Source organism: Pseudomonas sp. TAE6080, from assembly GCF_018732265.1.
In the GTDB taxonomy this organism is placed as follows: domain Bacteria; phylum Pseudomonadota; class Gammaproteobacteria; order Pseudomonadales; family Pseudomonadaceae; genus Aquipseudomonas; species Aquipseudomonas brenneri.
Genome location: NZ_JAHIDY010000007.1, coordinates 70,168 through 83,595, shown reverse-complemented (window position 1 = coordinate 83,595; position 13,428 = coordinate 70,168). Strand labels below are relative to the sequence as shown.

15 protein-coding genes are annotated in these 13,428 nt (G+C 61.1%); 8 read left to right on the top strand and 7 right to left on the bottom strand.

The window, feature by feature from the left end:
• Positions 1-5: 5 nt before the first annotated feature.
• From KL786_RS07700 to arfB, 7 genes are all read left to right on the top strand, one after another.
• Positions 6-635 carry an L-threonylcarbamoyladenylate synthase gene (locus KL786_RS07700; RefSeq protein ID WP_032862533.1) on the top strand — a complete coding sequence of 210 codons (630 nt, stop codon included), beginning with the start codon at positions 6-8 and terminating at the stop codon, positions 633-635.
• Complete coding sequence (locus tag KL786_RS07695) at positions 636-1,454, top strand: segregation and condensation protein A (RefSeq protein WP_032862534.1); 819 nt, start codon at positions 636-638, stop codon at positions 1,452-1,454. It begins immediately after the preceding gene.
• A 12-nt stretch (positions 1,455-1,466) separates the two neighbouring features.
• The gene (scpB, locus tag KL786_RS07690; RefSeq protein ID WP_215517225.1) at positions 1,467-2,393 is read left to right on the top strand and encodes an SMC-Scp complex subunit ScpB; all 927 of its coding nucleotides are present in this window, start codon (positions 1,467-1,469) and stop codon (positions 2,391-2,393) included.
• 37 nt (positions 2,394-2,430) lie between these two features.
• A complete protein-coding gene (locus tag KL786_RS07685) occupies positions 2,431-2,622 on the top strand; it encodes a DUF1289 domain-containing protein (protein ID WP_215517224.1) in 192 nt (63 codons plus the stop codon).
• Between the two features lie 144 nt (positions 2,623-2,766).
• Complete coding sequence (rluB, locus tag KL786_RS07680) at positions 2,767-4,005, top strand: 23S rRNA pseudouridine(2605) synthase RluB (protein ID WP_215517223.1); 1,239 nt, start codon at positions 2,767-2,769, stop codon at positions 4,003-4,005.
• A gap of 525 nt (positions 4,006-4,530) precedes the next feature.
• On the top strand, positions 4,531-5,952 hold the full coding sequence (locus KL786_RS07675) for an amino acid permease (protein ID WP_032862537.1): 1,422 nt from the start codon (positions 4,531-4,533) through the stop codon (positions 5,950-5,952).
• A 57-nt stretch (positions 5,953-6,009) separates the two neighbouring features.
• Positions 6,010-6,423 (top strand): alternative ribosome rescue aminoacyl-tRNA hydrolase ArfB, encoded by a 414-nt coding sequence (gene arfB / locus KL786_RS07670; RefSeq protein WP_032862538.1) that lies wholly within the window; start codon positions 6,010-6,012, stop codon positions 6,421-6,423.
• Here arfB and KL786_RS07665 read toward each other — a convergent pair.
• The 5 genes from KL786_RS07665 to KL786_RS07650 form a co-directional block, all read right to left on the bottom strand.
• Positions 6,420-7,619 (bottom strand): MFS transporter, encoded by a 1,200-nt coding sequence (locus tag KL786_RS07665; protein WP_215517222.1) that lies wholly within the window; start codon positions 7,617-7,619, stop codon positions 6,420-6,422. The two genes, arfB and KL786_RS07665, sit on opposite strands and share 4 nt — an antisense overlap.
• Before the next feature lie 106 nt (positions 7,620-7,725).
• Positions 7,726-7,905, bottom strand: coding sequence for a hypothetical protein (locus KL786_RS07660; protein WP_032862540.1), 180 nt, complete (start codon positions 7,903-7,905; stop codon positions 7,726-7,728).
• Between the two features lie 74 nt (positions 7,906-7,979).
• Positions 7,980-8,108 carry a hypothetical protein gene (locus tag KL786_RS29850; protein WP_262975313.1) on the bottom strand — a complete coding sequence of 43 codons (129 nt, stop codon included), beginning with the start codon at positions 8,106-8,108 and terminating at the stop codon, positions 7,980-7,982.
• Positions 8,109-8,259: 151 nt separating this feature from the next.
• Positions 8,260-8,850 carry an HD domain-containing protein gene (locus tag KL786_RS07655; RefSeq protein WP_215517221.1) on the bottom strand — a complete coding sequence of 197 codons (591 nt, stop codon included), beginning with the start codon at positions 8,848-8,850 and terminating at the stop codon, positions 8,260-8,262.
• A gap of 30 nt (positions 8,851-8,880) precedes the next feature.
• On the bottom strand, positions 8,881-9,192 hold the full coding sequence (locus KL786_RS07650; RefSeq protein WP_215517220.1) for an Mpo1-like protein: 312 nt from the start codon (positions 9,190-9,192) through the stop codon (positions 8,881-8,883).
• 172 nt (positions 9,193-9,364) lie between these two features.
• Here KL786_RS07650 and KL786_RS07645 point away from each other — a divergent pair, with 172 nt between their 5' ends.
• A complete protein-coding gene (locus tag KL786_RS07645; RefSeq protein ID WP_215517219.1) occupies positions 9,365-10,426 on the top strand; it encodes an AraC family transcriptional regulator in 1,062 nt (353 codons plus the stop codon).
• Here the strand turns inward: KL786_RS07645 and KL786_RS07640 are convergent.
• On the bottom strand, positions 10,383-11,837 hold the full coding sequence (locus KL786_RS07640; RefSeq protein WP_032862544.1) for a TrkH family potassium uptake protein: 1,455 nt from the start codon (positions 11,835-11,837) through the stop codon (positions 10,383-10,385). The two genes, KL786_RS07645 and KL786_RS07640, sit on opposite strands and share 44 nt — an antisense overlap.
• A gap of 181 nt (positions 11,838-12,018) precedes the next feature.
• Positions 12,019-13,362 (bottom strand): imelysin family protein, encoded by a 1,344-nt coding sequence (locus tag KL786_RS07635; protein WP_215517218.1) that lies wholly within the window; start codon positions 13,360-13,362, stop codon positions 12,019-12,021.
• Between the last annotated feature and the right edge of the window lie 66 nt (positions 13,363-13,428).

Sequence of the window (13,428 nt, the reverse complement as noted above, 5' to 3'; positions counted from 1 at the left end):
AAAACGTGAGTCAATTTTTCCAGATTCACCCGGAAAACCCGCAAGCGCGGCTGATCAAACAGGCTGTGGAGATCATTCGCGCCGGTGGTGTGGTGATCTACCCAACGGATTCCTCCTACGCGATCGGTTGTCAGATCGGCGACAAGAATGCCGTGGAACGCGTAAGACGCCTGCGCGAGCTCGATAAGAACCACAACTTCGCGCTGATTTGCAGCGACCTGTCGCAACTGGGTCTGTTCGCCAAGGTCGATACGGGCACTTTCCGCCTGCTCAAGGCCCATACGCCGGGGCCCTACACCTTTATCCTCAATGCCACCCGTGAGGTGCCGCGCCTGCTGCTGCACCCCAAGAAGCGCACCATCGGCCTGCGTGTGCCGGAACATCCGATTGCCCTGGCACTGCTGGCGGAACTGGGTGAGCCATTGATGAGTGTTTCGCTGATCATGCCTGGTGAATCCGAGCCGCTGTACGACCCTTACGAAATGCGCCAACTCCTGGAAAAACACGTCGACCTGATCATCGACGGCGGCTACGGCGGCAACAAGGCGTCTACCGTGATCAACCTGGCCGACGGCGAGCCTGAGGTGGTGCGCGTCGGTTGTGGCGACCCCACACCGTTTATGGTCGAGGCCTGAATGTCGTCTGTGGAAACCGTCGACAGCCAGGCCGGCGCCCAGCAAGAACTGCCATTTGCCATGGTCTATGGCCAGGCGGTCATGGAAATGCCCCTGGATTTGTACATCCCGCCGGATGCCCTGGAAGTGTTCCTTGAAGCCTTCGAAGGCCCGCTGGACTTGCTGCTGTACCTGATCCGCAAACAAAACATCAATATCCTCGATATCCCGGTGGCGGAAATCACTCGCCAGTACATGGGGTATGTCGAGTTGATGCAGTCGGTGCGCCTGGAACTGGCCGCCGAGTACCTGGTGATGGCCGCGATGCTGGCGGAGATCAAGTCGCGCATGTTGCTGCCGCGTTCGGAGACGATCGAAGCGGAAGAAGACGACCCGCGCGCCGAACTGATCCGCCGCCTGCAGGAATACGAGCGCTTCAAGGCCGCTGCCGAAGGCATTGACGGCTTGAGCCGTGTCGGTCGTGACGTGGTGGTGCCCAAGCTCGATGCCCCGGAAGCCCGGGCGCGCAAGTTGTTGCCGGATGTGAGTCTGGAAGAGCTGCTGATGTCCATGGCCGAGGTGCTGCGCCGTGGCGATATGTTTGAAAGCCACCAGGTCAGCCGCGAAGCCTTGTCTACCCGCGAGCGCATGAGTGATGTGCTGGAGCGCCTCAAGGGCGGCGGTTTTGTGCCGTTTGTCGAGCTGTTCACCGCCGAGGAAGGGCGCCTGGGGGTGGTGGTGACCTTTATGGCGATCCTTGAGCTGGTCAAGGAGTCCTTGGTCGAGTTGGTACAGAATGAGCCTTTTGCGGCTATCCACGTGCGGGCGCGAGCCGAATAACGAGCTGAATCGATGAATCTGACTGAACCCCGCGAACTGGCACCGCTGTTGGAAGCCTTCCTCCTGGCCTCGGGCAAGCCGCAATCGTTGGAACGCCTGTTCGAACTGTTTGAAGAGGCTGAGCGCCCGGAACCGCCGGTGTTCAAGAAAGCCCTGGAAATCCTGCGCAAATCCTGTGAAGGCCGGGCCTTTGAGCTACGGGAAGTGGCCTCGGGCTACCGCCTGCAAATCCGCGAAAAGTTTTCGCCGTGGGTCGGGCGCCTGTGGGAAGAGCGCCCGCAGCGTTACTCCCGGGCGATGCTGGAGACCATGGCGCTGATTGCCTACCGCCAACCCATCACCCGTGGCGAGATCGAAGACGTGCGCGGTGTGGCGGTCAACAGCCATATCGTCAAGACGCTGCTGGAGCGCGAGTGGATCCGTATCGTCGGTTACCGCGACGTGCCGGGCAAACCGGCGATGTTTGCCACCACCAAGGTGTTTCTCGATCACTTCAACCTGAAGAACCTCGACGACCTGCCGCCGCTGGCCGAACTGCGCGAGATCGAGGCCGAACCGGTGCTCGATTTCGACGACGCGCCGGTGCCGGCTGGCTTGCAGGAACTGGCTGATGCCAGTGCCGAGCCGGAAGAACCGAAGGACGAGACCAGTTTCCATACGCTGCTGTTGGAGCTGGACGATATGGAGCTGGGGATCAAGACCGACTTTGATGACTTGCTGCGCGATGGGGCAGCAGAGCCTGAGGCGCCGGTGAACGTTGAAACGGCGCCTGAGGTCGAACCTGAGCCTGAGGAAGACATCCTCGGCGTTGCGGCCGCCCGCGAAAAACTGCTGGCAGCCGTCGCAGCCCTTGAACAACCCGAGTTGAGCGACGAAGAGGCCGAAGCCCGGGCACTGGCCGAAGCCATCGAAAACGAACGCCGTGAATTCGAAGACTGACCCCTCCCACAGAAAAGCCCTGTGCAGTGAGGTAGTGATGAGCTCCACCAAAGACCCCTGCATCAACATCTGTAAATTCAGCGACGATATCTGCGTCGGCTGCGGGCGCAGCAAGCGCGAGATCCGGGCCTGGAAGAAACTCGACAAAGTCGACAAGCGCGCGGTGCTGGCCGAATCCCAGCTACGGCTGCTCGCCCTGGGTGCCACCGGTCGGCGGAAAAGTAAATGAGCCGGCCCATATCGACTAGTCTCTGATGCGCAATGCGCGCCATGAGCGTATGATTCGCGACCCTTCGGCGATGCGTTCGCCCAAGACCCAGATTTGAATACTCTTCAGGCCACGCCTGAATCGACACACCGGGAGGTGCTTAAGATGAAAGACCAAGACCAGAACGACAGCCAGGAAATCGGCCCAGCAGGCGAGAAACTGCAAAAAGTCCTCGCCCGTATCGGCGTTGGCTCGCGCCGCGACGTGGAAGCCTGGATCACCCAGAAGCGCATCAAGGTCAACGGCGTCGAGGCCACCCTTGGCCAGCGCGTCGACCTGCATGACGCGATCACCATTGATGGCAAGGTCATCAAGCGTGAAGAGGCCGCCGAATCGGTGCGCCGCGTGATCATGTACAACAAGCCCGACGGCGAGATCTGCACCCGTGACGACCCGGAAGGCCGTCCCACCGTGTTCGACAAGATGCCCAAGCCCAAAGAAGGCCGTTGGATCAATATCGGCCGCTTGGACATCAACACCACCGGCTTGCTGATGTTCACCACCGACGGTGAACTGGCCAACCGCCTGATGCACCCGTCCTACGAGATGGACCGTGAATACGCGGTGCGTGTACGTGGTGAAGTCGATGACGAGATGATCGAGCGCCTCAAGGCTGGCGTCGTGCTGGAAGACGGCCCGGCCAAGTTCACCGACATCAAGCAGGCGCCAGGTGGCGAAGGTTTCAACCACTGGTACCACTGCGTGGTGATGGAAGGGCGTAACCGTGAAGTACGTCGCCTGTGGGAATCCCAGGGCCTGGTGGTCAGCCGTCTGAAGCGCGTGCGTTTCGGCCCGGTGTTCCTCAACTCTGACCTGCCGATGGGTCGCTGGCGCGAAATGAGCCAGTACGAAGTCGACATCCTCAGTGCCGAAGTGGGCCTGACGCCTGTGGCCATGCCGCAGATGAATGCCAAGAGCAAGGACAAGCTGGAGCGTATGCAGCGTAAATCGTCGCGCCCGGTGGCACGCACCGAACGCGTTGCCCGTACCTTGCGCCCGGCCCTGGATGCACCGGCTACTGGCGGTCGCATTTCCCGTCAGCCGCAGATCGAAGGCGATCGTCGCCCGTCGGCTCCGGCCCGTCAGGATGGCGAGCGTGCGCCGCGTACTCCGCGCCCAGCCGGCCGTGGCGAAGCGCCAGCGGGCGGTCGCAGCAACCGTGGCGATGCAAGCCGTGGGGCGCCGCAGACCGATCGTCCAGCCGAAGGCGCCAAGCGCCCAGCCAAGCCAGCGCCGAAAAAGCGTCCAGGGCTCAAACTGGTGGCTGACGAGCCGTCGGGCAAGCGCCGTGGTGCGCCGGCAGGTTCCGGGCAGCGTCCGGGCTTTGGTCGCAAGAAGCCTTAAGGGCTGCGGCAAGCTTTAAGCGGCAAGCTGTAAGAAAAAGCGCCAACCTTCGGGTTGGCGTTTTTTTTGCGCCGGATTTTGTGTCGGAGCGAGCTGATGGCAAGCCCGGACGTCATGAATGTCTTCCGCGCTGTAACAATTATTTTACGGATGGCCTGAGCCTATGCCTGTCTTGGTCTCGTGGGTTTTTACCTGTAAAGAAAACTTTCCGATCGGTCAACAATCTCCCCGGCAAGGCTCCCTAACCAATCGAGCGGTGTACAATGCGCCGCGTTTTACTGTGACCCCCCTTGCGTACCCACGCAAAAGGCCAACTTCAAGGCAGATCCGCCTTGTTAACTCCGCCTGGCCATAAGCCGGACGGGTTCGATTCCGTCACAGATAAAAACAAACAGGTGACGTATGACCGTAAGAAAGACGCTGAACTCCTGGTGCCTGCGCTGGGGTTTGATCGGCGCTGCTTGAGCAGGTTTCAAAGCAGCATCGTGCAATCAACATCATCAAACCTTGCGTGAGACCCTTTTCATGAGTGCAACCAACTCGCCTTCAGGTGAACTGAAGCGCGGCCTGAAAAATCGTCATATTCAATTGATCGCCCTCGGTGGCGCGATCGGTACCGGCCTGTTCCTGGGCTCGGCGGGGGTGCTGAAGTCAGCTGGCCCGTCGATGATCCTGGGCTATGCCATCTGCGGCTTTATCGCCTTCATGATCATGCGCCAACTGGGCGAAATGATCGTCGAAGAGCCGGTGGCTGGATCCTTCAGCCATTTTGCCCACAAGTACTGGGGCGGTTTTGCCGGTTTCCTGTCGGGCTGGAACTGCTGGATCCTCTATATCCTGGTGGGCATGTCGGAGCTGACGGCTGTCGGCAAATACGTGCATTACTGGTGGCCGGAGATTCCGACCTGGGTCTCGGCGGCGGCATTTTTCGTGCTGATCAATGTGATCAACCTGGCCAACGTCAAAGTGTTTGGCGAGGCCGAGTTCTGGTTTGCGATTATCAAGGTGGTGGCGATTGTCGGCATGATTGCCCTGGGCAGCTATCTGCTGGTCAGCGGCAGCGGCGGGCCACAGGCTTCGGTGAGCAACCTGTGGGAACACGGCGGGTTCTTCCCCCATGGCGTCGGTGGGCTGGTGATGGCCATGGCGATCATCATGTTCTCCTTCGGTGGCCTGGAGATGCTCGGTTTCACCGCCGCTGAAGCAGACCAGCCACGCACTGTGATTCCCAAGGCGATCAATCAGGTGATCTACCGCATCCTGATTTTCTACATCGGCGCCCTGGTGGTGTTGTTGTCGCTGACCCCGTGGGACAGCCTCCTGGCGACACTCAACGCGTCCGGCGATGCCTACAGCGGTAGCCCGTTCGTGCAGGTGTTCTCGATGCTGGGCAGCAACACCGCCGCGCATATCCTCAACTTTGTGGTACTGACGGCGGCGCTGTCGGTGTACAACAGCGGCACTTACTGCAACAGCCGCATGCTGCTGGGCATGGCCGAGCAGGGCGATGCGCCGGCGGCGTTGGCGAAGATCGACAAGCGCGGCGTGCCTGTGCGCTCGATCCTGGCCTCGGCGGCGGTCACCCTGGTGGCGGTGCTGATGAACTACTGGATGCCGCAACACGCGCTGCAACTGCTGATGTCCCTGGTGGTGGCCACGCTGGTGATCAACTGGGCGATGATCAGCTTCTCGCACTTCAAGTTCCGCCAGCACATGAACCGCACGGGTCAGGTGCCCTTGTTCAAGGCGCTGTGGTATCCCTACGGCAACTATGTGTGCCTGGCGTTCGTGGTGTTTATCCTGGCGATCATGCTGATGACGCCGGGGATTCAGAAGTCGGTGTATGCGATCCCGGTATGGCTGGCGTTCATGTGGGTCTGCTATTTTTTCAAGAACAAGCGCAAGGCTCGGGAAAACCTGAGTGCGGTATCCTCGCTCAACAACTAGCCCACCCTGCAGGAGCCGGTGAGCCGGCTCCTGCAAGTGTCAACGGACCTGCTTTCCATGCTGGTGATCTCCAATAACGTGCACCTGCCCGATGCCGAAATCGAGTTGACGGCCATCCGCGCCCAGGGCGCTGGCGGGCAGAACGTCAATAAGGTCTCCAGCGCGGTGCATTTGCGCTTCGATATTCCGGCCTCTTCGCTGCCGCCGTTCTACAAGGAGCGGCTGCTGGCGCTGCGCGACAGCCGTATCACCAGCGAAGGCGTGCTGATCCTCAAGGCCCAGCAATACCGGACCCAGGAACAGAATCGCGCCGATGCCCTGGAGCGCCTGGTGGAGTTGATCCTCAGCGCGACCAAGGTCGAGAAAAAGCGCCGTCCGACCAAACCCACCCTGGGCTCGAAAAAGCGTCGCCTGGAATCCAAGACCAAGCGCGGCAGCATCAAGGCCGGGCGCGGTAAGGTGGATTTCTAGCCGGCGTTACGCTCGTCGCGGTATTTGGGGGCCTGGCGATACAGGTAAAGGCTCAACAGCAGCCCGGCGAAGGCGGCCAGCGCGGCAAACAAAAAGATCGAGGCAAAGCCGAAACCTGCCGCAATCGCCCCGGCCAGTGGCCCGGTGATGCCCAGGGACAAGTCGATAAACAGCGAGTAGGCACCCACCGCCGCGCCACGGCTGGAGGCGGGTACCAGGTTGACCGCTTCGACCCCCAGCGCCGGAAACACCAGGGAAAACCCGAAACCGCTCAAGGCCGCGCCCGCCAGGGCCAGCTCGGCATTCGGTGCCAGCCACAACAGCAGCAGGCCGAGGGTTTCCACCGACAGGCAGGCAATTGCCACGCGAAAGCCACCAATCCGGTTGATCAAGTTACCGAACAGCAAGCGCGCGCCGATAAAGCTGGCACCGAACAGACTCAAGCACAGCACGGCGTTATCCCAGTTCAGGGTCGCGTAATACAGGGTGATAAATGTGGCGATGGTGCCAAAGCCGATGGAGCCCAGGGCCAACCCGCAGCCGTGGGGCAGTACGCGGCCCAGCACATGCATGAAGGGCAGGCGTTCGCCCACTACGATGGGCGCCGCGACTTTCGGCCAGGCCAGCAGTAGGCCCAGCACCGCCAGCACAATGATGCTGGCGCCCATGCTCCACAGCCCAAGCCGGCTGACCAGCAGCACCCCCAGCGGTGCGCCAATCGCCAGGGCGCCGTAGCTGGCGATACCGTTCCAGGAGATGACCTTGGCGGTATTTGCTGCGCCGACCCGGCCGATACCCCAGCCAATGGAGCCCGATCCCACCAGGCTTTCGGCACTGCCCAGGACCAGACGGCCAATCAACAGGCTGGTCAGGCTCAAGGCCGGCAGATGGGTCAATGCGGCGGATACCAGCATGAATACCCCGCTCAAGCCGCAGCCGGCCAGGCCGTACATCACTGCACGCTTGCTGCCACGGTTATCGATGATGCGTCCGGCATACGGGCGGCTCAACAGGGTGGCCAGGTACTGCACGCTGATCACCAGGCCCGCGATCACGGCACCAAAGCCCAGGTCGCTGTGGACATAGCCCGGCAGTACGGCCAGGGGAATGCCGATATTCAGGTAGCCGATAAAGGTGAACAGCACAATGGAGACGACTTGCAGCGTGACCGCCATGGGGCGCTGGGTATCTGGCATGGGGAAGATCCACCGTCGCGGCAGGAAAAGATAGGCTGCTTATGATACCGGTGCTTTGCGCTGCGCAGGGAGGCAAAACACAACCCCCGCACAAACGCTGTAGCCGTTATGTTTCGGGGTTGAGCATCCGGGTGGTCACTAGGGCGGCCAGGGCGTTTTCCTGGGTGCCAAAGCGCTTGAGCAGCAGCGCCTGTTTTTCCGGGCTGAGGCGGCTCCACACATCGACCATTTGCAGGGCGGCGCCGAGTATCGCTTCATCGGGGGAATGCTTGGGGGTGTCAGGCATGTTGCGTGTCTCTTGATTCAGGCGGTGTGGAAAGCGCGCAATGTCACGCTTTCCACACGGTCTGGGTGCTGCGGTCAGTCTTCGCTATCGCTGTCGACCGGTGCTGCTTGTGCTGGCGCTTGTTTATCGCTGCCGGCCTGTTGTGGGGTTGGCTGCTCGGTCTCGTGCAGGCTTGGGAAGGGGAGATTGGGAATCTCGTGCATCGTCGTCGCTCCTCGCAAGGTCTGTTGTGGGATTGCAGATGTGCCACGCTTTTTACAAAGCCTGGGCAGGATACAGCACTGCAAATGACAAAAAGACTTTTATCTCGCCAAATCCACCAACCTTCCTCTGCAACACACAAGTGACAAGAGGTCACACGCTGGCCTGGCGCTCCATGGCGGCCTTGTAGATCGAGTTCCTGGGGTGGGCAAAGACCCGGGCCAGCATCGGTTCGAAAAAGCTCAGGGGCAGGGTGTCATAGGCCGGGTCGAAGGCAGCTGCGTCATACAGGGCGCAGAACTCGATGGTTTGCTCGTACTGCGGGTGTTCGCCAAATTGCTCGCGCAGATGGCGATCCATGCCCAGGTGATGAAAGAAATAGTACCCCTGGAAAATCCCGTGCTTTTCCACCATCCACAGGTTCTGCGGGCTGACGAACGGTTTGAGGATCGCGGCGGCAATGTCCGGGTGATTGTAGGAGCCCAAGGTGTCGCCAATGTCATGGAGCAGTGCGCAGACCACATATTCTTCGTCGCGGCCATCATGCCAGGCGCGGCTGGCGGTTTGCAGGGAATGGGTCAGGCGGTCCACCGGGAAACCGCCGAAGTCGCCCTCCAAAAGCCGCAGGTGCGCCAGGATGCGCCCGGGCAGTTGTCGGGCGTAGGCACTGAAATCGGCGGCGATGATTGCCCAGTCTTCCTGGGTGCCGTCCTGCATATGAGTGAAGCGGGCCTGCTGGTTCATCGGCGTGTCTCTTATTGTTTTTGGGGGGAATTAGAACGGTACCTTGCCCAGAATCATGTCGCGGTACATGACGAAATCTCCCAGCAGGCTGTAGAACGGATGCTGGAAAGTTGCCGGACGGTTCTTCTCAAAGAAGAAGTGCCCGACCCAGGCAAAGCTGTAGCCGGCCACCGGCAGTACCCACAGCAGCCACCAGGCGCCCTTGCCGATGGCGAAAGCGAGAATAAAAATCACCAGGCTGGTGCCGATAAAATGCAGGCGCCGGCAGGTACTGTTGCTGTGTTCGCTCAGGTAATACGGGTAGAACTCGGCGAAGCTATTGAATTGTCTGATATTTTCCACGGGAGCCGGCCCTCTGGTTTTTGTTGTGCCCGACGGATGTTCGGCGGGGAGCTTATTTGAGTCTAGAGTCATCACTGGCAAGGGCCAGTGACAATAGACGCCACTTTAGTATCCTTGGGTTCCTGGCTGCCGTTTTAGCCGTCCCTTCATAGAACGCGTGCAAGAAAACGCCATGAACGAACGAACGACTTCTGCAAGTTGGGCGATGGGGATAGTCAAGGCGCTGGAGCTCGAAGGCCTGGACTGCCGCAGCCTGTTCAAACAGCTGGGCCTGGATTACGGCGCCCTGGATGACCCTGACGCGCGTTTCCCCCAGGACTCCATGACCCGGCTCTGGCAGCGGGCGGTGGAGGTGTCGGGCAATCCGGCCATCGGCCTGAATATGGGCAAGGTGGTGCGCCCGGCCTCGTTTCATGTGGCGGGCTATGCCTTGATGTCCAGCAGCACCCTGGCCGAAGGGTTCGCCCGGCTGGTGCGCTACCAGCGGATCATTGCCGAAAGCGCTGACTTGAGCTTTCGCCTGTTACCCGAAGGCTATGCGTTGATCCTCACGGTACACGGCGACCATCTGCCGCCCACCCGGCAAAGCGCCGAGGCTTCGCTGGCATGTGCCCTGGCGTTATGTGGCTGGCTGACCGGGCGCACGTTGCAGCCGCGCAAGGTGCTGGTGCAGGGCGATCAGCCAGTGGATCTGGAACCCTATAAACAGGCCTTTCATGCGCCACTGGTGTTCAACGCGCCGTATGACGCGCTGATTTTCGAGCGCGCGGACATGGACGCACCGTTGCCCACGGCCAATGAGGCGATGGCGTTGCTGCATGATCGGTTTGCCGGGGAATACCTGGCGCGGTTTTCCGAGAGCCGGGTGACCCACAAGGCCCGCCAGGTACTGTGCCGGTTGTTGCCCCAGGGCGAACCCAAGCGTGAGGTGGTGGCGCAGACGTTGCACCTGTCCCAACGCACGCTGCAGCGACGCTTGCAGGAGGAGGGCACCAGCTTCCAGACCTTGCTCGACGACACCCGCCGCGAGCTGGCCGAACAATATCTGGCGCAGCCGAGCATGACCCTGTTGGAAATCGCCTATTTGCTGGGGTTTGCCGATCCGAGCAACTTCTTCCGCGCCTTTCGTCGCTGGTTCGATGCCACGCCCGGCGAGTACCGGGCGCGGTTGCTGGAGACGTCGGCGAGTGTCAGTGCCGCCAGAACGCCGGAATACACAGCACAAACACCGTGATGATCTCCAACCGACCCAGCAGCATGCCCAGGGACAGGATCCACTTGGCGGCATCCGGCAGAGTGGCGAAGTTACCGGCCGGGCCGATGGTCTCGCCCAGTCCCGGGCCCACGCCGGATACGGTGCTGGCGGCGCCGGTCAAGGCGGTCATCCAGTCCACGCCCAGCAGGGACAGGGCCAGGGCGATCATGCAGATGGTAATGGCAAAGAAGAACGAGAACGTCAGGATCGACCGCACGATCTCTTCGTCCAGGCGATGGCCGTTGTATTTCTGCTTGATCACCGCCCGCGGGTGAATCAACTGATTCAAGTTGGCCTTGAGCAGGATATAGGCGACCTGGAAGCGGAAGATCTTGATCCCGCCCGCAGTGGAGCCCGAGCAACCGCCGACAAAACCCAGGTAGAAGAACAGCATCAGTGAGAAATTGCCCCACAGGCTGTAGTCGCCGAGGGCGAAGCCGGTGGTGGTGACCACGGACGTGACGTTCAGCGCCACATGGCGCAAGGCGTCCAGCCAATGCAGGTCGGTGGTCCACCAGTACCAGGTGCCGAGCACGATCCAGGTCACCAGTAGCATTGCGAGCAGGCCCTGCACCTGTTGGTCCCTGATCAGCGCCTTGCGGTTGCCGCGCAACGTGGCGACATACAAGGCAAACGGCAGGCTGCCCAGGATCATCACCACCACTGCCACCCAATGCACCGCCGGTTGTTTCCAGTGGGCCAGGGATTCATCGGAGGTGGAGAACCCACCCGTGGAAATAGCCGACATCGCGTGGTTGATCGCGTCGAACAGGCCCATGCCGGCCCACCAGAACCCCAGGCTGCCGAGGATGGTGATACCGACATAGGCCGCCACGATCAACCGCGCCACCATATGCGAGCGGGGCATGACTTTTTCGGAGCGGTCCGAGGATTCGGTCTGGAACAGGCGCATGCCACCGATGCGCAGCAGCGGCAGGATCGCTACCGCCATGCCGATAAAACCGATGCCGCCGAGCCAGTGCAGCATCGAGCGCCACATCAGGATCCCCGGCGACATGGTGTCCAGGCCACTGAGCACGGTGGCGCCAGTGGCGGTGATGCCAGACATGCTTTCAAAGAACGAGTCGGTATAGCTGATGTGCTGGGTCAGCAAGAATGGCAGCGCGGCAAAGATACACACCACCACCCAACTGCTGACGGTCAGCAGGTACATGTCCCGGGGGCGTAGTTGGACCTGTTCCGGGCGCCCGGGAATCACCAGGGCCAGGCCTGCGATAAAGGTGATCATGCTCGCCCAGAGAAAGGACGGCAGGTCGCTGGTACGCTCGAAAAACACCAGGGTGGCCATGGGCACGACCATGGCGACCGCGAGGGTAATCAGGAAGATGCCGATGATGAAACCAATGATCCGCAGGGTCGGCATTGCCATGAATTGCGCTCGGGTGACAGTTGGAGGCGCCATTCTACCTACGGTGCAGGGCTTGTAAACCGGGGGCTGCAAAGCCTGCGCCGATCCCATGTAGGACTGGGCTTAATGTGGGAGCAGGCTTGTGGTAATAGCCAGGCATAAAAAAGGCGACCCGAAGGTCGCCTCATTCAAACAGCGCGGATCAGAACTCGTGATCAGCGTTGTCCGGGTTCAGGTCGCCGATCCCCAGCTTGCCGGCAGCCTGTTCGATGGAGCCGGTCTGCTTGACCAGGGCGGCGATGGCGTCGCGCACGATCTGGTTGCCTGCGGTATTGCCGGCGGCGATCAACTGGTCGTAGTGCTCACCCTTGTTGGCGTGGTCAACCATGACCTGGATCTTCGCTTCGGTAGCCGCCAGGTCAGCCTTGAGGGCTTCATCGGCAGCCGGGTCAACCTTGGCCACCAGCGACGACAGGCTGGCGCCGGTCAGCTTGGTGCCATCGGTGCGGGTGTATTCGCCCAGGTAAACGTTACGGATACCCTTGGCATCGTAGAACTGCGAGTTGTGGGTGTTGTCGCTGAAGCAGTCGTGCTCGTCTTCCGGCGAGTTGGCTTCCAGGGACACCTTCATGCGCTCGCCCGCCAGTTCACCCAGGGACAGGCTGCCCATGCCGAACAGCATTTTGCGCAGGCCATCGGTGCCAGGTTCTGCTTGCAGGGTGGCGCGGTAGTTGTCTTCGACGTTGGGCTTCCAGTTGCCGACCATTTCTTCGAGGTCGCTGACCAGCAGTTGGGTCACGGCGCGCAGGTAAGTGCGGCGACGCTCGTTATGACCGCCGGTGGCGCCGTCGCCTTGCAGGTAGTCCGACGCAGGACGGTTGCCGGCGCCAGGGCCGGTGCCGTTCAGGTCCTGGCCCCACAGCAGGAATTCGATGGCGTGGTAGCCGGTGGCGACGTTGGCTTCGGAGCCGCCCAGCTCATTGAGGCTGGCGAGTTTCTCCGGGGTGATTTCCTTGACGTCGATCTTGTCTTCGCCGACCTGGATCTCGGTGTTGGCAATGATGTTGGCGGTGGCGCCCGGGTTGCCGAGGGCGTGCTCGTAGGATTTGTCGACATAGTCGATCAAGCCTTCGTCCAGCGGCCAGGCGTTCACCTGACCTTCCCAATCATCAATGATGGTATTGCCGAAACGGAATACTTCGCTCTGCAGGTACGGCACGCGCGCGGCGATCCAGGCGGTGCGGGCAGCCTTCAGGGTCTCGTCGTTGGGGTTGGCGAGGAAGGTGTCGATTGCGGTCTGCAGGGTTTTTGCCGTGGATTCGGAGTCGCTGTACACCGCGAACACGATGTCTGCGTAGTGCGCGACGACCGCCTTGGCGGCAGCCTCGTCAACCTGGCCGGCGGTAGCGGCAGCCGCTGGAGCGGTAGTGCTGGCAGCAGGCGTAGGCGCCTGAGGAGCGGCGGCCTTGTCTTTACCCTCGCCGCAACCGGCGAGAGAAATGGCGATGGCCAGCAGACTGGCGGTGGCCAGGGGCATACGAATCATGGCGAACATCCTGCTTCGGGAGTTGATCGGGGGCGCAGTGCGGCGCGCAAAACTTCGACATAATGC